Here is a 24,322-nt window from a genome sequence, read left to right as displayed (position 1 = left end):
CTAATGGTCGCGCTCGTCCTCCGCCATCAGCGGGCCGTCAACGGGCCTTCAGTTTTTGTGAAGGCCTCCGACTGACGCAGGCGCGCGCCGGGCCAGCGGCCTTCGCGCACCAGTTCGCGCGCGACGTCGGCGAGCACCACGCGCGCGGCGAGCCCCGCGGGTGAAAGCTCGTCGTCGGAGATGCTCGCGATCATATTGGGCCGTGTGGCGAAGCTTTCGGTCACCGGCACGCTAGCCAAAACCGCGTTCTCCGGCCGCGCGAGCGCGGCGCCGGGCTGGATGGTCGCGGCGATGCCCGTGCGCACGACGTCCATCAGCAGCGCGAGGCCGTCCACTTCGGCCGCGATGTTCGGTTCATATTTGGCCCGCTTGAACGCGGCGGACAGCAGCGAGCGCAGGCCGTGCGCGCCGCTCGGAAGGACGAGCGGAAGCTTGCCGAGTTGCCCGAGACGCACGCTCGCGCCCGCCGGCATGTCTTTGAGCTCGTGCCGGCCGATCACGAACAGCCGCTCGTCGAGCAGCGACACGACGCTCCAGCGCTGCGCGGGCTCCGGGCGAAACAGCACGGCAAGATCGATCTGGCGCGCGCTCAGCATCGACGCCAGATACCCGGACAGGCTTTCGACGATGCGCAGCCGCACCTCGGGATAGCGCGCGCGCATGGCCTGCATGAAGGGGACGCCGAGCACGCTGGCGGTGCTCGGCGCCATGCCGACGCTGACGTGGCCCGAGAGCCGGGCAGCGCGCGCGGCGAGCGCCGCGTCGTCGATATGACGCAGCGCGAGTTGCGCCTGACGCCAGAACGCGAGACCGGCATCGGTCGGCACGACGCCGCTGGAAGTGCGCTGCAGCAGGCGCGTCGACAGTTCGCCTTCGAGGCGGCTGATCTGCTGACTCAGCGCGGAAGTGACGACGCCGAGTTCGAGCGCGGCCTTTCCCATGCTGCCGTGTTCGACGACGCTGAGGAAATAGCGTAATTGTCTGAGTTCCATTTCACGATCGGCGTGGACGAGAATCGCGGCTATTGTCGCAGATTGAAAATGGGTACAGACGGCGCGTCACGGCTCGCATTCACGTGCATACCGCGTCATTGGCCGCTCATGATTCGTCGCCCTTCGGGCTTGACTCATCAAACAGCGTACCCGGCCAGCCAGCGTTCCCATCACATCGGGTCATCCCGTAGAACGATCCCAGCGTCATGCGGGCGCAACGCGCCAGTCCGATCGTGATCGAGCGAATCGTCTGGATCACGGCCGGGCAACGATCATCGCCGGGGTGACGGCCGGTGAGTTATCCGCTCGATTGGCGACTGAGGTCCGGATTTTCTCCGGTGATCCGCCTGATGATCGCGAGCAACTCCTCGATATCGACGGGTTTGACGAGATGCGCATCACACCCCGCCTCCGCCGAGTGAGCCACGTCCTCGGGCTGACCATATCCCGACACGGCGACGATCTCGAGGTGCTTGCCCGCCGCCTGATGATCCCTCAGCCGACGCGCGACCTCATAGCCGCTGATTCCCGGCAGCCCAAGATCGAGGAACACGATCTGCGGCTCGAACGCAGCCGCGATGTGAAGCGCGTCTTCGCCGCTGTGTGCGGTGCGCACATCGTGCGTGTCGAGAATCATCGCGAGCGAAAGCGCGGCGTCGCTGTTGTCGTCGACGATCAGAACCCGCAATCGGTCGGACGCCGGCAGACCGGCTTCGGTACCGTCCTTAGCGTCCTGGTTACGGGCCTGGCAAACGGGTAGACGTATTTCGAATTCACTGCCTCTGTTCTTGCCTTCGCTCCTCGCGGCAATGGTCCCGCCGTGCATCTCGGTCAGCGTCTTGCACACCGACAGCCCGATCCCTAGACCGCCCCGCGACGGCTCGCCGTGGCACGAACCCTGGACGAACAGATCGAACACGTGAGGCAGTGCATCGTCCGAAATACCCGTGCCCGTGTCCGACACAGTCACGGACACTTCCTGACCGACGAGCGTCGCGCATACGACGATCCGGCCACCATCGTCGGTGTATTTGATCGCGTTATCGAGCAGATTCGAAAATGTCTGAGTGATGCGCGCCGGGTCGCCGTGCACGTACACCGGATGTTCCAGCGGCAGACGCACGATGTCGTGATGCCGCTGCAACGCAGCCGGCATCGTGATTTCCAGAGCGTGGTCGAGTGCCAGCCTGATATCGAAGACCTCGCGCTTCAAAACGATCTTGCCGGTGGTGATTCTCGAAACATCGAGCAGGTCGTCGATCAGATGCGACAGGTGACCGGTCTGGCGTTCGATCACATTGCGCAGCCACTCGCGTTTGGCGGGATCGGCTCCCGCGCTGTGACCCAGCAGATGCGCGGCGTTGCGCACGGGCGCCAGCGGATTGCGCAGCTCGTGCGCGAGCGTGGCCAGAAAGATGTCCTTGCGGCGATCGGCGTCGCGCAGTTTCGCCTCCGCGTCGGCGCGCTCCGTCACGTCGCACAAGCTGCCAATGAACGTGTAATCGTCCTGATGAACGGGCGGTCGCAGATACCCGAACATTTCGACGGTCCTGAGCGCACGGTCGATTACACGGTGCAGCCGGAACGCGACATGCACCGGCTCGCCGGAGATTCGCCGGGACTGGAAATGACTTCGCAGCAGTTCGACATCGTCCGGATGAACGACCGACGTCATGAACTCGGTTTCCGTCAACGGCCCCCTGTCCTCGGGTTGCCCGGTGATTTCATACATCCGGCGGTTTTCCCACACGCCTTGTCGCGACGCGCCACACCACTCGAAGATGCCGATGCCCGCCGCGCTCGTCGCGACTCGCAGCCGCTCCTCCGTGAGCTTCAGCGCGGTCAGCGCGGTGTGCAGGCTGTCCTGTGCCGCCGCCACCTCGGCCGTCTGACGTTGCATGTGCGCCTCGATCGCGTTTTCGATCATCGCGCGAAAGGTGCGCTCGACAACGTCGTGCGCGCGCATGTGAACGTCGACGGAAGCGGCAACGGGACCGAAATACGCGCGGATCTCGTGCTTCAGAGAGCGCTGCATCAGATCCATGTTGCGAAACAGATCCGTGACCCGCCAGTCGTCCGGCCAGAACCTGCCAGGCTGCGCGATGCCTACATGATCGGATAGGGACGGGTCGCTGTCGGCGACCAGCAAGGACGCGCATACCTCGGCCAGCATGTAGGCGAAACAGTCGGTCAGTCCGTGTCCACTGTCCGCATCGGCGGGGTGCGCGCCCTGCTCCGAGGTCTCGGCGATCCAGCGCTGCATCAGCTGCTCACGGGTACGTCCCAGCTGGCGCGCCAGCCCGTTTAGCGTGATCGCGCCGCGGGAATCCGGATCGAGATCCCGTTTCATCGAGACGCCCCCGGACGAGCGCGGTGAGCCCGCGATGCCGCCCTGGCACGCTGGCTTATGTCAATCAACTTCTCTCTCATGGCCCGTTTTATATCGGATATGTCGCTTGCGACTATTAATAGTATCGATCGGCCGAGGTTGGACTCCGGCCCGCCGCAAATCGTCTCACACTGTACCTGCTGCGGGGCGGCGGTTTAACCGAGACAAACCCGCAGCCGCGTCTGGCGAGGCTAGACCAAACGCGTGACACTTCCGGGTAAGATTGCCGGAACGCGATCAAGACGCGAAGGAGCCATGGCGATGGAGGAACCTCGGAACTCGACGCGACACAAAGGCCCCAAGGTCGCGTTTGCCCTGCAAGGCGGCGGTTCGCACGGCGCGTTCACGTGGGGTGTGCTCGACCGTCTGTTGGAGGCTTCGTCGCAGGCAATGCCACTCGATATCGCGGCAATCAGCGGCGCGAGCGCGGGCGGCATCAATGCGACGCTGTGCGCGGCGGGTCTCGCAACCAGCGGGGCACCGAAAGCACGCGACATGCTGCGCGCCTTTTGGGAAGCGGTATCGCGCGCCGGCGCGCTGGCGGGCAACGCGCTCCTCGGCTTTTCCGAACCCGGCCCATTCGGCGGCTGGAATATCGACTGGAATCCCGCTGCCATCATGCTGGAGGCCGTCGGACTCGTCGCTTCGCCTTATGGCAATCCGTTCTACCGCGATCCGCTCGGGCCGGTGATCCGTTCCGCGCTCCCCGAACACGATCTCGCCGCGCTCAATACGACGCGCGACGGCCCGCAACTATTCATTTGCGCAACCGACGTACGAACCAACCAACGCGCAATGTTCACCCGCCCCGCTATTTCCATTGACGTATTGCGCGCTTCCGCATGCCTGCCGAACGAGTTTCGCACCGTCAGCGTGGGCGGCATACCGTACTGGGACGGCGGCTATCTGGGCAACCCGCCATTGGCGCCGTTGCTCGAGCATGCCCAGGACCTGATTCTCGTGCTCGCGAATCCGTTCGTGCGCCACGATATGCCGCCCAAAGATGCGCGCGGCATTCTCGACCGGCTCAATGAAATTGGGTTCAACGCGTCCGTGGTGCTGGAGATCAACGCAATCGAAGCGGTCAACCGTGTGCTCGATTCGGTCGGCGAGGAAGCGGCGCGCAAGAGCCGCTACAAGCCCGTCAGGTTCCACCTGATCCGCGACGACGATTTTCTGGCGAAGTTCGGTTTCGTGTCGAAGAGCAGCACGTCGTGGTCGTTGCTCAACACGCTGTTCGAGCGCGGCCGTGAAGTCGCCGATGTATGGCTCAAGAGCGACTATGCGAATCTCGGGCAAGCGTCTTCGGTCGACGTCAAGGCTTCGTTGATCGATCCGACGCTCAAGCACAGCGGCAACGCGAGCGCGCGACAAAACTGAAATGGACGGACGGCGCCTCTGACGACATCGCTCGGACTCGTCGAAGCCGGACGCGGCATCTCGATCATGCCGCGTCGCGCGGCGCCCCGCGACGCTCAATCGAGACTCGCGATCCGTCCGCTCGATCCGGCGTGGATGCAGTCGGACTGGTCGCGTATCAGGCTGGCGCGCTCAGCCTGCGGCGGTGTCAATCGCCTGTCCGCGAGATGACTCTCGCGATGGCCTGCGCCGCCGTCGCAACGTTGTTGTCATTGAGCGCGGCGACGCAGATGCGCCCGGACCGGATCAGGTAGACGCCGTGGCGTTCGCGCAGCGTGTCGACCTGCTCCGCCGACAGCCCCGTGTACGTGAACATGCCGCGCTGCTCGAGGTAGCGCGCGAGCAGCGTGTCCGGCACCTTGCCGCGCAGGCGTTCATGGATCTCCGCGCGCATGCGCATGATGCGCCGGCACATCGAGGCAAGCTCCTGTTGCCACGATTGCCGCAGCGCCGGTGTGGTCAGCACCCGCGCTACGATCTTCGCGCCATGCGTCGGCGGATTGCTGTAGTCGCGCGCACGGCGCTCGTCAATTGACCCAATACGCGCGCGGCAATCTCCGCCGACTCGCAAATCACCGACAGTCCACCGCACCGCTCGCCATACAGCGAGAAGTTCTTCGAGAACGAATTGGCCACCAACGCCGGCACGTTCTGGCGCACCAGTTCACGAATCGCGAATGCGTCGGCGTCGATACCTGCGCCGAAGCCTTGGTACGCCATGTCGATAAAGGGCAGCAGGTTGCGCTTTCTGATGACCTCGATCAGCTGCACCCATTGCGCGTCGTTCAGATCGACACCCGTCGGGTTATGACAGCACGCGTGCAACAGGACGACGCTGCGCGCGGGTAGCGCGTCGATGGCCGATAACATCTCTTCGAACTTCAGCCCGCCGCTCGATTCGTCATAGTACGGGTACGCGTTGACTTCGAATCCCGCGCGCTCGAAGATGAAACGGTGGTTTTCCCACGTCGGATCGCTGACCCATACGCGCGAGCCCGCAAAGTAGCGCTTGATGAAATCCGCACCGACCTTCAGCGCGCCCGAACCGCCCAAAGTCTGCACGGTCGCGATGCGCCCCTCGGTACGCGCCGCCGAGTCGTCGCCGAATGCCAGCGATTGCACGGCATCGCGGTAGTGGGCGAAGCCCGCCATCGGCAGGTACGGCTTGGGACCGAGCTCGGCGAGCAGTTGTCCTTCGGCCTCGCGTACCGCTTGCATTACGGGCAAGCGGCCTTGATCGTCGTAGTAAATGCCGATGCTCAGATTGACCTTATGCTCGCGCGAATCCTTCGCGAAGTTCTCGTTCAACGTGAGGATCGGGTCGCCCGCATAGGCATCGATGTGTTCAAACATGCTAGTTCCCTGGATCAGGCCAAAAGATTGCAAAAGCGCGATGCCTAGCGCGTCGCCACGCCGACGGCGACCGAGGCGGCGGCGCGCCTATTGCGCACGCGATAGCCGACGCCCAGCGCAACGAGCCAAACGGGGATCAGGTAGACCGACATGCGCAGATCCGGTATCAGCCACATCACGACCAGAATGCCGGCAAGGAAGATCAGGCAAAGATAGTTGGTAAGCGGATAACCGAGGCTGCGGAACAGGGTCCTCTCACCGGCGCGAGCTTTCGCAGCGCGGAAACGCAAATGAATGATGCTGATCATTGCCCAGTTGATGATCAGCGCCGAGACGACGAGCCCCATCAACACCTCGAATGCCTTGCCCGGCATCAGGTAGTTGATCACCACGCAGGCGGCAGTCGCCACGGCGGAAATCCCCAGCGCGACGAGGGGAATCCCGCGCGAGTTGACCTTCAGCAGAGCGCGCGGCGCATTGCCCTGGCCTGCGAGGCCGTAAAGCATGCGGCTGTTGCAATAGACACCGCTGTTGTACACCGACAGCGCGGCGGTGAGCACCACCGCATTGAGCACGTTGGCGACGAAGTTGCTGTTCATCGCGTGAAAGATCAGTACGAACGGGCTACCACCGGCGACGACTTTTTCCCACGGATACAGCGACAGCAGCACCCCGAGTGCGCCGACGTAGAAAATCAGGATCCGATAGATCACCTGGTTGGTCGCGCGCGGGATCGTGTGCGAAGGATCTTCGGCCTCGGCCGCCGTAATGCCCACGAGTTCCAGTCCACCGAACGAGAACATGATGACGGCCATCGCCATCACGAGACCCGCCACGCCGTTCGGGAAGAAGCCGCCGTGGCGCCACAGATTCGCCACGCCCGCGTCAGGACCCGCATGGCCCGAAATCAGCAGATAGCCGCCAAAGCCGATCATGCCAACGATTGCCGCGACCTTGACGATCGAGAACCAGAATTCGAGTTCGCCGTACGACTTCACGCTGGTGAGGTTGATCGCGTTGATTACGCCAAAGCACACCAGCGCGGACACCCACGTTGGCAGACCCGGCCACCAGTACTGCATGTAGATGCCAACGGCCGACAGTTCCGCCATGGACACCAGCACGTACAGCACCCAGTAATTCCACCCGGAAACAAAACCGGAGAATTGCCCGCAGTATTTGCCTGCGAAGTAACTGAACGAACCTGCAACGGGCTCGTCGACGACCATTTCGCCGAGTTGCCGCATGATAAAGAAGGCGACGATGCCGGCAATTGCGTACCCGAGCAATACGGACGGCCCTGCCGTCTTGATGGTCTGCGCGATGCCGAGAAAAAGACCCGTGCCGATTGCGCCTCCAAGCGCGATCAACTGAATGTGACGATTCTTCAGGCCGCGCTTTAGCGTGCCCTGCTCCTGATGTGCCACGATGTTGTCTCCTGTGTCCTGCGGTTGGTTCTGGACGCCACGCCTCGTTTTTCGCCTGCTCTGGTCAGAGCAGGCGAAATATGCCGAGGCCTCACAGCCGACGCTTGTGACGCCGGTGTCGTGTCTTGCTGGGATTAGGTATTGTTGAAGTGGCGATGAACGGGTTGTATGCGCGTCAAACTATCAGCGTGCCCCGCTCGATCTGATCGCGTTCGAGCGACTCGAACAGCGCCTTGAAATTGCCTTCCCCGAAACCTTCATCGCCCTTGCGCTGGATGAATTCGAAAAACACGGGGCCAAGCAGCGGTTTGGAAAAGATCTGCAGCAGCAGGCGCGGCGAGCCGTCCGCCGTCGTTCCATCGAGAAGAATGCCGCGCGACTGCAATTGGCCAACGGGTTGATCATGGCCCGGCAAACGCGTTTCGAGCGCATCGTAGTAGTAGCTGTTCGGCCCGGTCATCAGCGGCACGCCTGCCATCTGCAGGTTGTCGATCACCGTGATCAGATCGTCGGTCAGGAACGCGATGTGTTGAATACCCTCGCCGTTGAAGGCCATCAGGAATTCTTCGATCTGGCCGCTGCCCTTGCCGGATTCCTCGTTCAATGGAATGCGGATCTTGCCGTCCGGCGCCGTCATCGCCTTCGACGTGAGCCCCGTGTATTCGCCTTCGATGTCGAAGTAGCGTAGCTCCCGGAAGTTGAACAGCGTCTCGTAGAAGTTGGCCCAATACGTCATGCGCCCGCGATAGACGTTGTGCGTCAGGTGATCGACGAGGCGCAAGCCATGACCGGCCGGCCGGCGCTCGACACCTTCGATGAACTCGAAATCGATGTCGTAGATCGACTTGCCGTCTTCGAAGCGGTCGATCAGATAAAGCGGTGCGCCGCCAATGCCTTTGATTGCCGGCAATCGCAACTCCATCGGACCGGTAGCGATTTCGATCGGCTGAGCGCCCAGCGACAGCGCACGGGCGTAGGCCTTGTGCGAATCCTTCACGCGAAACGCCATGCCGCACGCACTCGGGCCATGCTCGGCGGCAAAGTAAGCGGCCTGACTATTGCGCTCACGATTGACGATAAAGTTGATTTCGCCCTGGCGGTAAAGCAGCACGTCCTTCGAACGGTGGCGAGCCACCAGTGTGAAGCCCATCTGCTCGAACAGCGGTTCGAGGACGTTGGGCACGGGCGAAGCAAATTCAACGAATTCGAAGCCCATCAGTTGCATTGGATTGTCAAACAGGTCGGCCATGATCTCTCGGGTTCAGCGAATGGTGAATGATTGATAGCGAGCGACTAGCACTGAGTGTGATGCGGAGGCATGTTATAGAAATGAAAGTAAATTTTCTCTGTTCGTCTAGCAGGCAGCGTCTTCTCGCCACCTGCGCATCTGAGCATTTCTCAACGTACATGCTCGTGTCGCAGCGACATCTGGAATCAGTTTAATTTTTTATCGATGCAATAGGATTTCGTAGCGGACGCAGACAAACCCTGATTTGTGCATTAACATTTCATTTCACTGCGGAACAAGGAAATAACAGTGCATACAATCGACATAGACCGAATCGACGTGCGTTTGCTGGAGATTCTTCAGTCGCGAGGGCGCATCTCCAATCTCGAGCTGGCGGAGGCGATCAAGCTGTCGCCCGCGCAAACGCTGAGGCGTCATCGCCGGCTCGAGGAAATGGGCGTGATCAAGTGCTACGAGACGCGGCTCGATGCGCAACTGCTGGGCTTCGGCGTAGTGGCTTTCATCCAGGTGACGATGGAGCGAGGCCATGTGCGCGACCTGTCGAAGTTCAAGCGAATGATCTCGGAACTCACCCAGGTTCAGGAATGCTTCGTCGTGACGGGTGATATCGATTACATGCTCAAGGTCGTCGCGCACGACCTCAAGGCGCTGTCGGAGTTTCTGCTCGATACGCTGATGCGCATTCCGGGTGTGAGCGGAGTCAAGTCGAGCGTTTGCCTCGATGAAATCAAATGTACGGGCGCGGTCCCGTTGGCGGCCTAGTGAATCGACTCGGAGACCGTACTGACGATCAGCGAAAACAAGCGGTCCATTTCCCCTTCGATCTCGCTGCCGCTGAACGGATCGCGATTGGCGCCGAACACCTCGTCCAGTTCCATCCAGTCGTCCGCAGTCAGATATCGCAACGCAGCCGGCAAAATCACTTCCTCTTCCAGCCGCCTGTGCTGGCTGTAAAACGCCGCGTATTGAACCTCCGCGGCAATGCAGAGCGCAGAACTAGTGCACTCTGCCGACCGACCTCAACATCGAGCGTCCTTGAGCAGTCAGATGCCCTCGCGCGTACCCAGACGCGAGCTTTTCCAGAAATACGAGTTGATGTTCACACAGCGCGTCGAGATCGCCGGGATCGAAATTTTCCGGACGCGGGTTTGTTTCGAGAAGCATGAGCGTTGCGATCTCATGTGGGCTGAGCATCATCGTCTCCTTGGCTCTGACGTTCCATGCAACATGGTCCTGTCTTGAAGGATAGATGCTCACCAAAACGTGTCGACGTGCATTTTGTCGCACACCTCGGCGCCAGAATGCGGCGTCTCCGCGCAGGTCGAAGCCTCAGCATGCCGCCAGGGTTCGTGCAGGATGTGCCGCCGCGATAGAACCCAACCGCCCCGCAACCCGTTCTATAGCCGCGATATGACTGAGTGCCGCACGGTACGTCTCGTCGATACTGCGCTCTCCATCCAGAGCGACCACGCCGTTGGCCTCGAACACGGCGCGATAAGCCGCCACCTGGCGCGTCAGAAAGCTCATCGGCGGCGGCTGGTCTTTCTCGTCGTTCCTTGACCGCACGCGGCGGTGTGAAGTCGCGCCGCAAACGTTCAGACCAAAGGCGACGTCGGGACGCAGCACATGGCCAGCGATGCTGCGGAGCACCGGCGCGGTCTCAGCGGGATCGGCGCGCGTGCCGATCTCGGCCTGAGAGGTGAACACATAGCGGTCGCAAAAGACCACGTCGCCTCGTTCCAGTGCCGGTATGACCGTGTCGGTCAGATGTTGGAGGAGGTCTCCCATGATGGACAGCAGAATGCCCAGCATGTCGACGCGGCGTACGCTTGCGTCGGGCCCCAGGCTGGTTTTGGAGGTATGCCAGTGGCTGTCGACCATATCCCGGAACACCGCGTCTTTGCGGATGCGACTGGTCGGCGTAAACGTCGTCACGCAATTGAGCCCGGCACGCGTGCACGCGCTTTCGAGCTTTTCCATCAGTGAAGACTTCCCAGCTCCATCCACACCGCACAACGTGACTAGCACGCCCGGATAAGCATGGGTTTTGAGCTCGAGCGTTTCGAACACAGCATTCGACATGAAATCACCTCAGACCATAACTTCGCGACACTCCGCGAGCATCTCGTCACGGGCATCGATCGGTGCGAGGACCGCGGTGAAGTGCTTGAGCATCGGCGGCGCCGAGACGATGCGCATTCCGCGGATCGCATCGCGTCGTTGATAGACGCGGACCAACGCGGCCGCAACCGCCGCGAGATGGCTATCAGTGTAGACACGGCGGGGAATGGCGAGCCGCAGCAATTCCAGCCTCGGAGCGCTGAGCGCGCCCGTCGATGGATCTTCTTTCAGGAACGCCAACGAGCCCAGACCGACGGCGCGCACGCCGCCCTCCAGATAAAGCTCGGCAGCCAGCGCCTCGGCTGGAAACTCCGAGCGCGGCACGTGCGGCAGGAAGGCGGCCGCATCGACATACACCGCGTGTCCGCCGGTGGGCCTCAGGATCGGAACCCCGCCGGCAAGCAGTGTGTCGCCTAGCCGTTCGACCTGACCCACGCGGTGTTGCAGGTATCTGTCGTCGACCATCTCGCGCAGACCGATCGCGAGCGCTTCGAGATCGCGGCCTGCCATCCCTCCGTAGGTGACGAAGCCTTCGTGCAGCACGAGCAGCGGCACGACCTGGTCGTAGAGCGCGCGCGACCGTGTCGCGAGCAAGCCGCCGATATTGACCAGCGCATCCTTTTTGCAACTGAACGTGCAGCCCTCGGCATAGGAAAACTGCTCCTTCAGAATTTCCGCCACCGACCGGTTCGCATAGCCGCTCTCACGCTGCTGGATGAAGTAAGCATTCTCCGCGCAGCGCGCCGCGTCGAAGTACACGGAAATCGCAAACTCATCGGCCAACGCTTTCACCGCGCGCAGGTTCGCCATCGATACCGGCTGGCCGCCGCCCGCGTTGTTTGTCAGCGAGACCATGATCAACGGCACGTTGCCGCGCCCTTCGCTCTCGATCACGTTGCGCAGCTTCTGCACATCCACGTCGCCCTTGAATGGATGCTCGACAGCGGGTTGGTAGCCGATTTCGGCGACGCACGATATCGCGGTCCCGCCGGCAATCGATACGTGCGCCTCGGTCGAATCGAACGGAGCGTTGAACGGCACCACCTGGCCCGGGCGCACGAGGGTCCGGAACAGGAAGTGCTCGGCCGGGCGCCCCTGGTGGGTCGGCAACACGTATTCGAAGCCGAGCATGTCCCGCACGGACTGCGTCAGCTTCGTAAAGCTGCGGGAGCCGGCATACGACTCGTCGCCGGTCATGATGCCTGCCCACTGGTTCGCGCTCATCGCGGTAGTGCCGCTGTCCGTCATCAGATCGATATAGACGTCGTCGGCTTCGAGGCGAAACACGTTGTACCCGGCAGCGGCAAGCCGCGCCTGCCGTTGCTCGCGGTCGATCAGCCTGATCGGCTCGACCATCTTGATCCTGTACGGCTCAGGCTGGCTGTTTTCTGGAAGCATGCACTCCTCCTGCGTTGAAAAAATGCGCGGGCCAGCGGATGACTGGCCGCTTCGGGCATCACATACCGCGTCAGGCGCTTTGCTCGATCGGCAAAATCTCGATCGGCGTCCAGTCCGGATCGCCGCCGTCCGCGGACGTGCGGTGACAAGCGCGCGCGTTATGGGCCGCCTCGAAGCGTTTCTCGATCCGGTTCAGGATCGACCAATACGCGCCGCGCTCGCCTTGCGCGATCGCTTCGACCAGCGCGTCGTTCGCGTTGTAGTTGAACAGGCTCGCATTGGTCCCGAAGAACCGCCGGTCATTGCCGATCAGATCGGCAATGAATTGCTGCGGGTCCGGGCCCAATGCGGTCGGCAGATAAAACACCGGATGCAGAAGATCGTCGTTGCCTTCGATATGGCCGTGCAGATTCGGATTGCCGGCATGGAGGCCTTCGCGGCGGATCATCTGTTCGAGCTCGGTGCCCGGGAAGATTCTCAGTCCGACGGTGACCGAAACGCGCTCCGGATCGACCCGCTTGATGAACTCGATCGTCTCGCGCGCGGTCTCCTGCGTCTCGCCGGGCGCGCCGAACAGCAGTTCGATGATGTGCTCGAGGCCGTGGCGCTTCGCGGTATTGACAGCATGTTCGATGTCGGATGCGCTAAAGGTGCGGCGCAGTATCTTCAGCATCGTTGCGCTAGCGGTGTCGACGCCGAAGTTCATGCCCACGCAACCGGCTGCTTTCATCGCGGCCGCGAGTTCATCGGGAAACGGCCGCGGCATACCGTACGCATACCACTGGATTTTGCCGGCGAGCCCGTGCCGGATGATGGCCGCGCACAGAGCCATCGGATGCGCGACGCTCAGATTGAATTCCGAGTCGTTGATATGAAAGACGTTGACCCCGCGCTCCTCGAGCGATGCCATCTCGGCGACGACATCATCGGGCTCGCGCATGCGCACCGAACGGCCTTTGATCTGCGGCTCGACACAATAGATGCAGGAGCGATTGCAGCCGCGTTTCGTTTCGATGCCGATTTGGCCGCCTTTGGCGAAATAGTGCGGGTTGTTCACCAGTTCGCGTTTGTGAGGCCCTATGCTGGCCAGTGGTCCGCATGTGTTGGGCGCGAGCGGCGTAGCGTGCACACCGGCCGTATCGCGGTAGACCACGCCGGGTATGTGCGTAAAACTCCTACCTTCTTCGAGGCAGGTCAGCAACTCGGGAAAGCTGAATTCGCCTTCCCGGACGATGCCGAAGTCCGCGTCGAGGTAAGCAAGCAATTTCTCCGGCATCACCGAGTAGCCCGCGCCGCCCATCACGATCGGGACCGCGCGCGCACGCCGAAGCATCGCGACGATGTCCCTGATGCGGTCGAGAAAGCTGTAGCCGCTGGAGAAATAGACGTCGTCGGTATTTCGCAGCGTCACCCCCCAGTAATCCGGCGCGGTGGTGCGGCAGTGCTCGGCAATAGCCGCCTCGCAATCGTCGGAGAAGCACAGGTCGAGCAAGTTGAGCTCGAACCCTGCTCGCTCCATCGGCGCCGACAGATAGTCGAAGGCAATCGGCGCAATCGCCGGCTTGATCTGGTTCGTGTTGACGAAGGTGACGCGCTTGGCCATGTTCGATCAGTCTCAGTGGAAAGTTTCGCGAGGGTTCACAGGCATGCGGCTAGACGGCGACGTCGATCGACATCTTCTGGCCCGCGCGGGCCACCGTCATCTCGCTCATGAATTCACTGAACCGATGCAGCATCACCGTCGCGAGGTGCTTCGCCTTTTCCTCGCAGTCGGAGAACGCATAGAAGCCCGGACCCGCGCTGCTCATCCCCGCGTACACCGCGCCCTCGCGTTGCATCGTCTCGTCGAACTCACGCATCACGTCGGTCCGGAAGATGCCTTCGAGCACCTTCATGTTGCTCATGCTGTTGAGTTCCCAGCCGTGCTTCAGAAACGCGAACAGGTCATTGCGATGCAGTGCCGGCCTCAGTTTCTGTTCGATGAAGTTGCGCCACGCGACGCCATAGCGCTTCTGCCACTCGACGAAATGCGTCGGCACGAAGCCCGCCTCGGTGGTGCCGGACATGTCCGCGCCTTCGCCATGCGCACGCAGCGCTTCGGTCGACAGCGTGTCGTAGTTGCCAACGGCCGTGGTCACCCACAGGTTTTCCGAACTCAGGTTGCCGAGGAAACGACCGTTGCCGTGCTTCTCGTCGACCCAGACCAGCCCGCCGAAGAACAGGCACGCTTCGCCGACGCCGGTCTCGAGGCCGAAATACACATGCTCGTCATCCTTCGCGGTCTCGACGTAGTTGCGGGTAATCATTTCCCACATGTCGTGCGGCGAAAACGGTGAGCCGAACAACGCGTTCAAGCCGGCGAGCGTCGCGGTGTTGAACGACACGTTCGAGCCGAATCCGCTGTGCTGATGCTGAATGCTGCGCAGCCGATCCACACGGATGTCGTCGCGTGCGTAGCCGACCGTTCGCTTGAACAACTCGAGCATGTGCCGCCCGCTCGGCACGTCGCAGCCGCCTTCGCCGTTGTTCGTCTTCGTGACGGTGATCCGGTGTCCGACCGTGCTCGTCGATACGCCGAGTCCGCCGCCCCCGAAGCCGGGCATCATTTGCATGAAGTCGAATACGGCGAAGTGAAGGCGCCCTGGCACCGAGACTTCGGCACGATCGTAGCTCGGCACCGCGTCGCGCTCCCAGTGCGGCAGCACAGTCAGATTCGCCCCCGGCAGGAACTGCCCCGCTTTCGCCTTCCAGGCCTGATTCATTGCTCTACCTCCGTCCTCGTGAGTTCTACGAATTTCACAGCGCACCGTCCGTGTTCGCGCTGCTAGTGCACTGTTCGTGCCAGGCGTTCTTTTGCTGCGCGAACTGAGTCCCCGTCAGATGCAATGACGCAAGCAGGCAGCCAGATTTCAAAAGGCGGGGCGATACATCCGCACGTATAGATGTTTGGACGTTGACACGTGAACCGGGCCGGTATCAGACGTCCCGCAGTCGAGCGGCAACCAACAGACGCCCTTCACATGTTGGCCCGGCACCGACATTCGGCAGGCTGCGGGGGGCTCCGCCTGAAAGTGCGTCGGCAAATCGCAGACACCGCTTCAATCCGCGCGATAGCCGCGCCGCCTTTTCAGATCTGGGCACTTCGTTCCGTTCTTGCATGGGATGAGGACGACTTGCGTGGTGCCAACGGATGACTGGCATGAACCCTGCAAAAAGCGTCCGCAAGAAGTGGCGCCAGTCGATTGCCACTCGTGACCCGCCTCTTGATCTTTGCCGGGAGCCGCAGATGACAGCAAGCTTGAAGGACGACGCGCTGGCGCGACGCCATATCGATTGGCCGCGCGCGTTGCGAGCGATCAAGGCGTTGAGGGAGAACGTAGACGACATTCAGCACGCGTACGAAGTGATGATCGCGCTCGACGGCGGTCAGATGGAGACGATGTACCAGCGATTCCTGAGCGAGCCGGGCGCCGGCGCGCTGATTTCCGAGCAGCCGTCACTGCTCGGCACGCTCGCAGATACCGACACGCTGCTGCGCTTGCCGCCTGGCTCGTTCGGCCGCGCCTACATGGCGATGATGGAGCGCAGCGGCTACAGCGCCGATGGTCTGCTGCAAGCGAGCCGGCTGGCCGCCGGCCTCGAAGAAATCCTCCCGGGCCCGGACCGTCAGTGGTTCATCGAGCGCAGCGGCTGCATTCACGATCTGCTGCATGTGTTGACGGGCTACGGCCAGGACTGGGCCGGCGAGACCTCGCTTCTCGCGTTCGACTGCGGCCTCGAACCGATGCGTGCGCGCATCGTCGGTCTGCTCGGCACCGCGCTGACCGCGCCGTGGTGGCCGAACTTCTGGGTCCATCGTTTTCTGCGCCGCGCGTGGCTGCGTGGCAAGCGCGCGCGCATTCCCCTCTCATACCGCTGGGAAGAAGCGTTGGAGCGGCCGCTCGCACTCGTCCGCCTGCAACTGGCGATCGAGCCGGTCGCGCTCGCGCATCCCCAAGGCATCCTGGCCGGTGGCCAGACTCTGCCGTGGCGCTACGCCGCGCCGAGCAACGCGTGAACGGAAAGGAACCCAGCATGGCCAGCACACCGAAAAATGCGTCGATGCGCAACACCGTATTCGGCATCGTACGCACGCAGTTACTGCGCGTCTGCCGCGAGCATCAGCGCGACTTCGACGCCGAGATTCACCTCGAGAGTTCGCTGATCGCCGATCTCGGTCTCGACTCGCTATCGCTCGTCGAAGCGGTGGTCGCAGTCGAGCAGGCGTTCGGCATCGAGCGCCTGCCGCTAGAAGCGTTGAACGAAGAACACGCGGAAACGTACTTCACGGTCGGCTCGCTCGTGGACCTGTGCATCCGGCACGCCCCCGTCCGCCTGGACGCCAACGAGGGGATGCGTACATGAGCTCGCGCCTTTCGCTGGCCACCTCGCATGCAAGACGTGGCCGGCTTGCGGCCGCGGCAGTTGCTGTCGGCAACACGCTCGGCCGCTTGCCGCTGGCCGCCGAGGCGCTGCCGATCGCCGGCGCTTTCGTCTGCTCGCTGCTGCTCTACGGACGGATCGCCGGCGTCGCCGTTGAACCGGGCTGGCGTGTGCTCACCGGCCTCGCGTCCTTTTTCCTGCTGTTCGTCCAGCTTCGCTTCATCGACGATCTCGACGATCTCGAACGCGACTATCCCGCCGGGCACGTGCTGTTGGCGGGCCGCGAGGCACGACGCACACGTCTCGTCGCCAGCCTCGCGACAAGCGCGCTGCTGCTCGTTGCGCTGAACACCGGCATGGCGCACGCGAGAACGGCCGCAACTGCCGCCACCGCTCTCGCCTTCGCCGCGCCGTTCGTATTCAAGCGGCTGCTCCCGAGCCGCCCGCTGCTCTGCTTTCCCGCTTTCGAGGGGGCGCCCTTCGTGATCTTCATGTACGGCTATTTCTTGTGGCGCGACATGGCTGGGCGCGAATTGAGCTTCTACGTCGTGACGTGCGTAACGGGCTTGATGTGGAGCGGCTACGAATTCTGGAAGTTCTCGCGCAAGGTCGGCACCACTGCGCTGCAGCCCTATCACCTGTCGGTGCACGGAATCCGCGTCGCGCTGAATCTCCTGCTGATTCTCGCGCTCGGCATCAACGTGGCGCTGTCGCGCCTCGCAGGCCTGTCGCAAACCTATTCGATCTATGCCGCAACGCTGCCACTCGCATGGCTCGTCTGGCTCAACGCGAGTTGGCCGGGCCCTGCGAGCAGGCCGGCTCGGCCACGCTGGGCGGGCACGCGCTTCATCGTCGCCGTCGAGCTCGGACTGCTGGCCGAGATTCTCCTCAAATGACACCCAACCCTGGATGGTCACCCACGATGGATAAGCACGTTCTCGTCACCGGTGCGCGAGGTCTGTTGGGCGCCGAAGTGATCGCCCGGCTCACGGCGATGGGCTACCCGGTCGTCGCATTCCTGCGCTCCGAAGGACCGGTCGTCCGCAACGACGGCACGCCGCTCGCGGCCACCACGTACGACGGCCACCCGCCTGCAGCCGGGAGCTTCGCATGTGTGCGGGGCGACGTCGCCGAACCCCAGCTTGGGCTCGATCCACGCACCTACGAGGCACTGCGCGCGACGACGGGCGCGATCGTCCACTGTGCCGCGCTAACCAGCTTCGGTCGCAAGCCCGAAGTCTACGAGGCGATCAACTTTCGCGGCACCGAACGCATCGTCGAGTTCGCGCAGCCTCGCGACGACGCGCCGATTCCGCTGCTCTACGTGAGCACCGCCTATGTCTGCGGCGAGCGCCCCGGCGTGTTCAGCGAGGACGATCTCGACCTCGGTCAGCGTCTGGGCAATCCGTATGAGCAGAGCAAGTACCGCGCGGAGCAGTCGGTGCGGGCGGCGATGCGCAACGGTCTGCCGGCCGCCGTGCTGCGCCCGTCGATCATCGTCGGCGACTCGGCGACCGGCGTGATCCGCAAGTTCGACACGCTCTACACGGTCGTGCGCCTGACGGCCGCCGGGCTCGTGCGCACGATGCCCGGCGACTACGGCGCGACGCTGAACATCGTGCCGATCGACTGGGTCGCCGACTGCGTCGTCGAGGCGCTGGTGAATTTCCCGCTGGTGCGCGGACGCACGCTGCATCTGACTTCGGGCGCGCCGACCACGCTGCGCGAAATCAACGACGTCTGCGCGGAGTTTCCGTCGTTTCACGTGCCTCGCTATGTGCCGCGGCATGTGTTCGACGCCGCCGCGATGAAACCGCTCGAGCGGCGCTACTACGACGAGGTCGTGAAGCTGTACGAGTCGTACCTGACGCGTCAGGTGCGTTTCGCCCGCGACGCGACCGCCGCGATCCTGCCGGCCCTGCCTCGCGCGACCGGCAAAACGCTGCTGCGCAGGATCTTCCGTTATGGGATCGCGGCGGGCTACTTCGTGCCGCGTACGACTTGACGCTCAGGGAGCCTAACCATGTTGATGACCGATCCGATGCTCGCCGAGCTCTGGCAAAAAGCGCGCAACGCGTTGAGCGCCCAGTTCGAACAGCGGGCACCGTGCGCCGTCTTTCTCGAAGGCTCGATCGCCGAAGGCTTTGGCAACGAGCGCTCCGATGTCGACTTCGTCGCGATCGTCGATAGCGGGCTGGAGCCGGCCACGATGCCGTACATCCTGTTCATCGACGGCCGCCGCATCGAAGTCAGGTTGCTGAGTCCGGCGCGCCTGCGCCGCGAACTCGCGCAGGTTCGCGCAGCACTCGGCAAAGGCCGTCGCGCGGTCGCGCGGCTGTCGTGGAATCTGCTCGAACGGTGCCAGCGCTTCATCGGCGCGCTGCCGATCGACAACCCCGAGTTGATCGAAACGCTGCAAGCGGAGCTTGGCCGCGACGCGCTCTGCGAGGCGGTGGCGCTGTGGTTCGAGGATTTCGCGCGCCATACCGGCCGTTATGCGGTCGCGATGTTCGCGCTCGGCGAGCCCGACTACGCCCGCGCGTGGATCAGGACCGCCGCGTTTCATGCGGCGAAGAGTCATGTGGCGCGCGTCGGCGAGTGCTACATGAGCCCGAAATGGCTGTCGCTGCAGCTCGAACGCGCGGCTGTCGACGCCGGCCTCGCCGGCCGTCTGTGGAACCTGCTCCACGCGCCGCGCGAGCATGGCGCCGACAGCGCGTTCCTCGCGGCCGGGGTTGCGCTCCTCCGAGAGTTCGGCGTCAACGGTGTGAGCCTCGCGGCGGAGAACGTGCTGATCGGCCCGGGCAAGGACGCGACGACCTGGCAGATCGGCGAACGGGTCCATGTGCTGCGAGGCAGCGACGTCTTCGCCCTCGACGACGAAGCCGCCCAGGCGTGGCGTGCGATCACATTCGACACCCCATGCACGGCGATCGCGAGCCGTGGCGACGCGCAGGCGGCGAGCCGGCAGCGCGCGCTGATCGCCGAGTTCAGCCGGCTGGGTCTCGTCAGCCTGCGCTGGAAGGGCAGCGGAGAAATCCACGCGCGAGAGCAGGCGACCTCGACGCCGGTGTCCCGTGCGCCGCTGATCTCGATCGACGGCGCGCGCCTCGCGGCCGGCCGCGCGAGCGGTGCCCAGTTGCTGCCAATGCCCGCCGGGCGCTTCGCCGAAGCGGGCCTCGAGATGGTCTGGGCCAACATCGGCCTCGAGAATGCGCGCGAGGACGCCCAGGGCGCACTGCAGCGCGGCCAATGGAAGGTGCTCGAGTACGCGCTGCAACGGATGATGCAGACCGCCTGCATGGTCACGCTCGGCGCGCACGGCGTGACGCCGCAGTCGACGATGGAAGAAGCGACGCTCGACGCGATCCGGCTGCTGCCTCTCGATACCGCGCTGATCGACGGCATCCGCGAACTCGAACAGTGCTCGATCGGATCGGCAACCGATGCCGAGCGTTACGTCGCGCTGGCCGATGTGCTCGCGCAGCGTCTGCGCAACCTCGGCGGCGACCCGCAATTTCCGGCGAGCTTCGATACGGCGTCGGGCTGGCGCGGCACGATCCACGCCGCCTACGACTGGATCAACCTCGGCGCGCATCTGCACGCGCGTTTTCCGCAGACCGCTCACGGCGGGCGCGGTACCGCCGAGGAAGCAAGAGATCTGCTCGCTTCGTCGAGCACCTGAGCAACGGGGACCTCAATGAATTTCGACACCATTGCACGCGCACGCGGCGAATTCGAAGCGGGCGGAAGCTACGCACCGCACGAGACCGTCGACGCAAGCAGCAGCGCCGACTCAACAGCATCGCCACGCGTGATCCTCACCGCGGCAAGTCCCGCCGAAACCATCGAGCGGCTCGCCGGCAACAAGGGACGATCGCTCCATCGGCTGGCGAATCTCGGTGTAGCGGTGCCGCGCTGGGCGATCCTCGGCACCGACTGCTTTGCGGAGTTCCGCCGCGACGGCGGCCTCGATCAAACCATCGCAGCGCTGCTCAGCGACTTCACGCCCGCGAACGCCGCCGCGATCGCGAGCAAGATCCGCGAGGCCGTGCTGACGTGCGACATCAGCGCCGCGTTGCGCGCCGACATCGCACGCGCGCACGGCACGATCGGAGACGGACCGCTCGCGGTGCGTTCGTCCGGTGTCGAAGAAGACAGCGCGAGCTTCTCGTTCGCAGGCCAGTTCGACACCTTCCTCGATGTACGCGGGCTCGACTCGACGCTCGAACACGTGCGCCGGTGCTGGGCCTCCGCGTATTCCGAGCGCTCTCTGCGCTACCGGCATCAACACGGACTCGACATGGCCGGCGCCGGCATGGCCGTGATCCTGCAGCGCCTCGTTCAGGCGGACACGAGCGGCGTCGTGTTCACGATCAACCCGGCCAACGGCAACCGAGATGAGCTGGTGCTGAGCGCCGTCTACGGGCTCGGCGAAGGACTCGTGTCGGGCGCCGTCGACGCCGACACGATCACCGTGGACCGCCAGACCGGACAGCACAAGCAGGTGGTGATCGGTGAAAAACGCGAGCGTCATGACGGCCGCCACATCCGCGAGGTGCCGGCCGCGCTGCGCGATGCAGCAGCTCTCTCGAACGACGAGATCGAGCGCGTCGTGGCGGCGGCCCGCACGCTCGAAAACAGGTTCGGCGAGCCGCTCGATATCGAATGGTGTATCGCGGAACATCAGTTGTGGATTCTGCAGGCGCGCCCGGTGACCACGCCGGTCGCACCGGCCCCATCGCGGACCGGCGAATTCCAGCTGTGGGACAACTCCAACATCGTCGAGAACTATCCCGGCGTGACCACGCAGCTAACCTTCACCTTCGCGCAGCACGTCTATGCGCAGGTGTTCCGCGAGTTCTGCCGGCTGCTCGCGATTCCGCACAAGCAGCGGCGCGAGATGGACGGCTTCCTCGGCTCGACGCTCGCGTTCCTGAACGGGCGCGTGTACTACAACCTGCTGCACTGGTACAAGCTTTCCGGGCTCGCGCCGTTCCAGGACCTCGGCCGCAAGATGATGGAAGTCCAGATGGGCGTCGACGAGCCGCTCGATCTGGCGAGCTTCGCCGAGCTGATCAAACCGTACAAGGCTGGCTCGCGCGCTGGGCTCGCCTGCATCCGCGCCGTGAGCGGCGCGAAGTTCGCATGGCACTTCGCGCGTCTCGAGCGCAACGTCAAGCGCTTCCGCGCGTTCTTCTATCCGGTCTACGACGAGTTCAACGCGCCCGACTATCGTTCGCTTCCCGCCGACGCCGTCTATGCGCACTACTGCCGCTTCGAGCAGGCGCTACTGGCACGCTGGGGCATGATGATCGTGCTCGAATCGGCGATCGGTCTCAGTTACGGTGTGCTCCGGCGCCTGATCAAGCGGTGGATTCCCGATGCGCCCGACTGGCTCGAAGTGGCGGTGATCGGCGGCATGGACGACATCGAGTCGATCGAGCCGGTTCGCAGGCTGGCCGCGCTGGCCGAAGCCGTGCGGTCAAAGCCTCGGGTCGAAGCGCTGATCCGCAATACCCCGTCAAGCGAAGCGTATGCGGCGCTGCGCGAATGCGGCGCGCCTGAGGTCGTCGCCGACATCGAGCGCTACCTCGCCGACTTCGCGTACCGCAGCAACAACGAGCTGAAGCTCGAAGAACCCGATCTGCGCGAAGACCCTGGCGTGCTGTTCGATATGTTGAAGGCGTCGCTCGCGCATGGCGCCGCGACGATAGATCGCAGCGCCACCGAAGCGCGCATCGACGCGTTGGTGCGTGAGCGGCTTAATCCGCTGCAGCGCTGGATTTTTGCCCGCGCACGCGGCCGCGTGCGCGCCGCGATTCGGGCGCGTGAGACCGTGCGCTTTTGCCGTTCGCGCGCGTTCGGCGTCGCACGCCGGATGTTCCGCGCGATCGGCGAGGGTCTCGCCGCCGACGGCGTGCTGGCCACAGGCCGCGACATCTTCCATCTGCGCCTCGACGAAATCCGCGGCTGCTTCGAAGGCACCGTGTCCCACCGCGAACTGCGCCCGCTCATCGAGCAGCGCAAGCGCGACGACGCGAGCTATCGCGCGATGGACGACCTGCCGCCACGCTTCGTCACGCATGGGCCGGTTGCTGCGTGGCTCAGCAAGCCGGCGAACCTCGCGGCGCTGCACGCGGCGCCTGCCCATGCGGCCGGCGCCACCCTGCGCGGCACACCCTGCTCGCCGGGCTTCGCCGAAGGATGCGCGAAGGTCGTGCGCGAAGCGAACGAATTCGACGGCGGCATCCTCGTCACCTATCGGACCGACCCCGGCTGGGTCCCGGTATTCGCGTCGGCGACCGGCCTGCTGATCGAGCGCGGCAGTCCGCTGACCCATGCCGCGATCGTCGCACGCGAAATCGGCATCCCGACCGTCGTGCAGATTCCCGGCCTCACCACGCGCGTGCAGTCAGGCATGCAGCTCAAGGTCGATGGCCATAGCGGCGTGATCGAACTGCCCGAGCCGACCTGAAACGAATCCCCACCCCCTGACTGACCATGCAACCGCCTCTGAAGGAAACTGCCATGTACCGCCTGCTCAACGATCGTCGCGACCTGCCGCATCTGTGGCTCTACATCGAGTGCGCGCTGATATTCATCCCCGCCGCGGCCGTGCTGTATTGGCTCGGCCACTTCCCCTGGTGGGCGGGCGTGGCCTATGTGATCGTCTGGAACATGTTCGGCGACCGCTTCACGATGAGCTACCACTGCACGCTGCATCGGCGGCTCTTCAGGAAGAAGTACCGTGCGCTCGAAATCCTGCTCGACTGGGTGCTGTGCCCGTTCTTCGGCCAGACGCCGGGCACGTTCTATGTCCATCACATGGGCATGCATCACATCGACGACAACCTGCCACGCGACCTGAGCTCGACGATGCGCTTTCAGCGCGATAGCGTCATCGGCTTTCTGCACTACTACCTGCGCTTCGCCGCGCTGGTGCCGGTCGAGCTCAGCGTCTATCTGTGGCGCTCGCGCAATACGAGGCTGATCCGGCAACTGCTCGTCGGTGAGATCGCGTTCTACGCAGCGATTGGCGCGGCCGCGTACTGGAACCTGCGGGCGACGCTCGTCGTGTTCGTGTTTCCGTTCGTGTTCGTGCGGCTGATGATGATGATCGGCAACTGGGTCCAGCACGCGTTCATCGACCCCGATCATCCGGACAACCCGTACAGGAACAGCACCAATACGATCGACTCGCGTTTCAATGCGCGCGTCTTCAACGCCGGTTATCACATCTACCACCACGTCCGCAAAGGCACGCACTTCAGCGAGCTCACGAAGGAGTTCGCCGCGAACCTGGAGAAGTACGGTCAGGAGGACGCGGTCGTGTTCGATCGCATCGACATCGCGCAGATCTGGCTGCTGCTCGTCACGCGCCAGCACCGCAAGCTCGCCAGGCATTTCGTGCGCTTGCCGGGGGCGCCGGCGCGCAGCGACGACGAGGTGATCGCGCTCTTGCGTCGCCGTCTGCAGCCCATCCGCGACTGGTCGCCCGCTGCTTCGCTCGATCACGGAATCTCGACCAAGTAAGCGGGGAGCCGTCACC

19 protein-coding genes and 1 pseudogene are annotated in these 24,322 nt (G+C 63.6%); 9 read left to right on the top strand and 11 right to left on the bottom strand.

The annotated features are described in order from the left end of the window. Positions 1–26: 26 nt before the first annotated feature. Both VSR82_RS17515 and VSR82_RS17510 read right to left on the bottom strand, forming a co-directional pair. Positions 27–992: a LysR family transcriptional regulator gene (locus VSR82_RS17515; protein WP_429462475.1), complete on the bottom strand. Its 966-nt coding sequence runs from the start codon at positions 990–992 to the stop codon at positions 27–29. 298 nt (positions 993–1,290) lie between these two features. Beyond that, positions 1,291–3,342 (bottom strand): hybrid sensor histidine kinase/response regulator, encoded by a 2,052-nt coding sequence (locus VSR82_RS17510; protein WP_429462477.1) that lies wholly within the window; start codon positions 3,340–3,342, stop codon positions 1,291–1,293. A 300-nt stretch (positions 3,343–3,642) separates the two neighbouring features. On the opposite strand from VSR82_RS17510, the gene VSR82_RS17505 reads away from it, so the two are divergent. Next, the gene (locus tag VSR82_RS17505; protein WP_498857958.1) at positions 3,643–4,761 is read left to right on the top strand and encodes a patatin-like phospholipase family protein; all 1,119 of its coding nucleotides are present in this window, start codon (positions 3,643–3,645) and stop codon (positions 4,759–4,761) included. A 187-nt stretch (positions 4,762–4,948) separates the two neighbouring features. On the opposite strand, the pseudogene VSR82_RS17500 reads toward VSR82_RS17505, so the two are convergent. The 3 genes and pseudogenes from VSR82_RS17500 to hppD form a co-directional block, all read right to left on the bottom strand. Further along, positions 4,949–6,153, bottom strand: a pseudogene (locus tag VSR82_RS17500) (amino acid aminotransferase). Positions 6,154–6,197: 44 nt separating this feature from the next. Further along, positions 6,198–7,580, bottom strand: a complete 1,383-nt coding sequence (locus VSR82_RS17495) for an amino acid permease (protein WP_498857957.1) — start codon at positions 7,578–7,580, stop codon at positions 6,198–6,200. A 175-nt stretch (positions 7,581–7,755) separates the two neighbouring features. Next, positions 7,756–8,829, bottom strand: coding sequence for a 4-hydroxyphenylpyruvate dioxygenase (gene hppD / locus VSR82_RS17490; protein ID WP_429462483.1), 1,074 nt, complete (start codon positions 8,827–8,829; stop codon positions 7,756–7,758). Between the two features lie 288 nt (positions 8,830–9,117). Here hppD and VSR82_RS17485 point away from each other — a divergent pair, with 288 nt between their 5' ends. Then, on the top strand, positions 9,118–9,591 hold the full coding sequence (locus VSR82_RS17485; protein WP_176125529.1) for an Lrp/AsnC family transcriptional regulator: 474 nt from the start codon (positions 9,118–9,120) through the stop codon (positions 9,589–9,591). On the opposite strand, the gene VSR82_RS17480 is transcribed toward VSR82_RS17485, so the two are convergent. The 6 genes from VSR82_RS17480 to VSR82_RS17455 form a co-directional block, all read right to left on the bottom strand. Next, positions 9,588–9,752 (bottom strand): hypothetical protein, encoded by a 165-nt coding sequence (locus tag VSR82_RS17480; protein ID WP_429462485.1) that lies wholly within the window; start codon positions 9,750–9,752, stop codon positions 9,588–9,590. The genes VSR82_RS17485 and VSR82_RS17480 overlap by 4 nt on opposite strands. 73 nt (positions 9,753–9,825) lie before the next feature. Further along, on the bottom strand, positions 9,826–10,023 hold the full coding sequence (locus tag VSR82_RS17475) for a hypothetical protein (protein WP_368583949.1): 198 nt from the start codon (positions 10,021–10,023) through the stop codon (positions 9,826–9,828). A 135-nt stretch (positions 10,024–10,158) separates the two neighbouring features. Continuing rightward, on the bottom strand, positions 10,159–10,911 hold the full coding sequence (locus VSR82_RS17470) for a dTMP kinase (protein ID WP_429462487.1): 753 nt from the start codon (positions 10,909–10,911) through the stop codon (positions 10,159–10,161). Positions 10,912–10,920: 9 nt separating this feature from the next. Then, on the bottom strand, positions 10,921–12,348 hold the full coding sequence (locus tag VSR82_RS17465) for a tryptophanase (protein WP_429462489.1): 1,428 nt from the start codon (positions 12,346–12,348) through the stop codon (positions 10,921–10,923). Positions 12,349–12,418: 70 nt separating this feature from the next. Next, the gene (locus tag VSR82_RS17460; protein WP_429462491.1) at positions 12,419–13,951 is read right to left on the bottom strand and encodes a B12-binding domain-containing radical SAM protein; all 1,533 of its coding nucleotides are present in this window, start codon (positions 13,949–13,951) and stop codon (positions 12,419–12,421) included. A gap of 49 nt (positions 13,952–14,000) precedes the next feature. Beyond that, on the bottom strand, positions 14,001–15,110 hold the full coding sequence (locus VSR82_RS17455; protein WP_368583832.1) for a hypothetical protein: 1,110 nt from the start codon (positions 15,108–15,110) through the stop codon (positions 14,001–14,003). Positions 15,111–15,634: 524 nt separating this feature from the next. On the opposite strand from VSR82_RS17455, the gene VSR82_RS17450 reads away from it, so the two are divergent. The 7 genes from VSR82_RS17450 to VSR82_RS17420 are packed head-to-tail and all read left to right on the top strand — an operon-like array spanning position 15,635 to position 24,306. Beyond that, positions 15,635–16,405, top strand: a complete 771-nt coding sequence (locus VSR82_RS17450; protein WP_368583833.1) for a Coq4 family protein — start codon at positions 15,635–15,637, stop codon at positions 16,403–16,405. A 17-nt stretch (positions 16,406–16,422) separates the two neighbouring features. Next, complete coding sequence (locus VSR82_RS17445; RefSeq protein WP_368583834.1) at positions 16,423–16,752, top strand: acyl carrier protein; 330 nt, start codon at positions 16,423–16,425, stop codon at positions 16,750–16,752. Beyond that, positions 16,749–17,666: a hypothetical protein gene (locus tag VSR82_RS17440; RefSeq protein ID WP_368583835.1), complete on the top strand. Its 918-nt coding sequence runs from the start codon at positions 16,749–16,751 to the stop codon at positions 17,664–17,666. Before VSR82_RS17445 ends, VSR82_RS17440 begins: the two co-directional genes overlap by 4 nt. 26 nt (positions 17,667–17,692) lie before the next feature. Continuing rightward, the gene (locus VSR82_RS17435) at positions 17,693–18,775 is read left to right on the top strand and encodes an SDR family oxidoreductase (protein ID WP_429462495.1); all 1,083 of its coding nucleotides are present in this window, start codon (positions 17,693–17,695) and stop codon (positions 18,773–18,775) included. An 18-nt stretch (positions 18,776–18,793) separates the two neighbouring features. Then, positions 18,794–20,455 (top strand): nucleotidyltransferase domain-containing protein, encoded by a 1,662-nt coding sequence (locus VSR82_RS17430; protein ID WP_498857956.1) that lies wholly within the window; start codon positions 18,794–18,796, stop codon positions 20,453–20,455. 15 nt (positions 20,456–20,470) lie between these two features. Next, complete coding sequence (locus VSR82_RS17425) at positions 20,471–23,248, top strand: phosphoenolpyruvate synthase (protein WP_498857955.1); 2,778 nt, start codon at positions 20,471–20,473, stop codon at positions 23,246–23,248. A gap of 53 nt (positions 23,249–23,301) precedes the next feature. Continuing rightward, a complete protein-coding gene (locus VSR82_RS17420) occupies positions 23,302–24,306 on the top strand; it encodes a fatty acid desaturase (RefSeq protein ID WP_429462501.1) in 1,005 nt (334 codons plus the stop codon). Positions 24,307–24,322 lie beyond the last annotated feature (16 nt).

The organism is Burkholderia sp. JPY481, from assembly GCF_038900515.1.
GTDB classification, from domain to species: domain Bacteria; phylum Pseudomonadota; class Gammaproteobacteria; order Burkholderiales; family Burkholderiaceae; genus Paraburkholderia; species Paraburkholderia youngii.
Note: the sequence above shows the minus strand (reverse complement) of the source record. Positions and strands in the feature narration are given on the sequence as shown.

Bases quoted from the DNA above. Each gene is read 5' to 3' on its own strand.
- VSR82_RS17445 (WP_368583834.1), top strand. From the start codon at position 16,423: ATGGCCAGCACACCGAAAAATGCGTCGATGCGCAACACCGTATTCGGC.
- VSR82_RS17475 (WP_368583949.1), bottom strand. From the start codon at position 10,023: ATGCTCAGCCCACATGAGATCGCAACGCTCATGCTTCTCGAAACAAAC.
- VSR82_RS17465 (WP_429462489.1), bottom strand. From the start codon at position 12,348: ATGCTTCCAGAAAACAGCCAGCCTGAGCCGTACAGGATCAAGATGGTC.
- VSR82_RS17510 (WP_429462477.1), bottom strand. From the start codon at position 3,342: ATGAAACGGGATCTCGATCCGGATTCCCGCGGCGCGATCACGCTAAAC.
- VSR82_RS17505 (WP_498857958.1), top strand. From the start codon at position 3,643: ATGGAGGAACCTCGGAACTCGACGCGACACAAAGGCCCCAAGGTCGCG.
- VSR82_RS17455 (WP_368583832.1), bottom strand. From the start codon at position 15,110: ATGAATCAGGCCTGGAAGGCGAAAGCGGGGCAGTTCCTGCCGGGGGCG.
- VSR82_RS17440 (WP_368583835.1), top strand. From the start codon at position 16,749: ATGAGCTCGCGCCTTTCGCTGGCCACCTCGCATGCAAGACGTGGCCGG.
- VSR82_RS17430 (WP_498857956.1), top strand. From the start codon at position 18,794: ATGTTGATGACCGATCCGATGCTCGCCGAGCTCTGGCAAAAAGCGCGC.
- VSR82_RS17515 (WP_429462475.1), bottom strand. From the start codon at position 992: ATGGAACTCAGACAATTACGCTATTTCCTCAGCGTCGTCGAACACGGC.
- hppD (WP_429462483.1), bottom strand. From the start codon at position 8,829: ATGGCCGACCTGTTTGACAATCCAATGCAACTGATGGGCTTCGAATTC.
- VSR82_RS17425 (WP_498857955.1), top strand. From the start codon at position 20,471: ATGAATTTCGACACCATTGCACGCGCACGCGGCGAATTCGAAGCGGGC.
- VSR82_RS17420 (WP_429462501.1), top strand. From the start codon at position 23,302: ATGTACCGCCTGCTCAACGATCGTCGCGACCTGCCGCATCTGTGGCTC.
- VSR82_RS17470 (WP_429462487.1), bottom strand. From the start codon at position 10,911: ATGTCGAATGCTGTGTTCGAAACGCTCGAGCTCAAAACCCATGCTTAT.
- VSR82_RS17435 (WP_429462495.1), top strand. From the start codon at position 17,693: ATGGATAAGCACGTTCTCGTCACCGGTGCGCGAGGTCTGTTGGGCGCC.
- VSR82_RS17450 (WP_368583833.1), top strand. From the start codon at position 15,635: ATGACAGCAAGCTTGAAGGACGACGCGCTGGCGCGACGCCATATCGAT.
- VSR82_RS17460 (WP_429462491.1), bottom strand. From the start codon at position 13,951: ATGGCCAAGCGCGTCACCTTCGTCAACACGAACCAGATCAAGCCGGCG.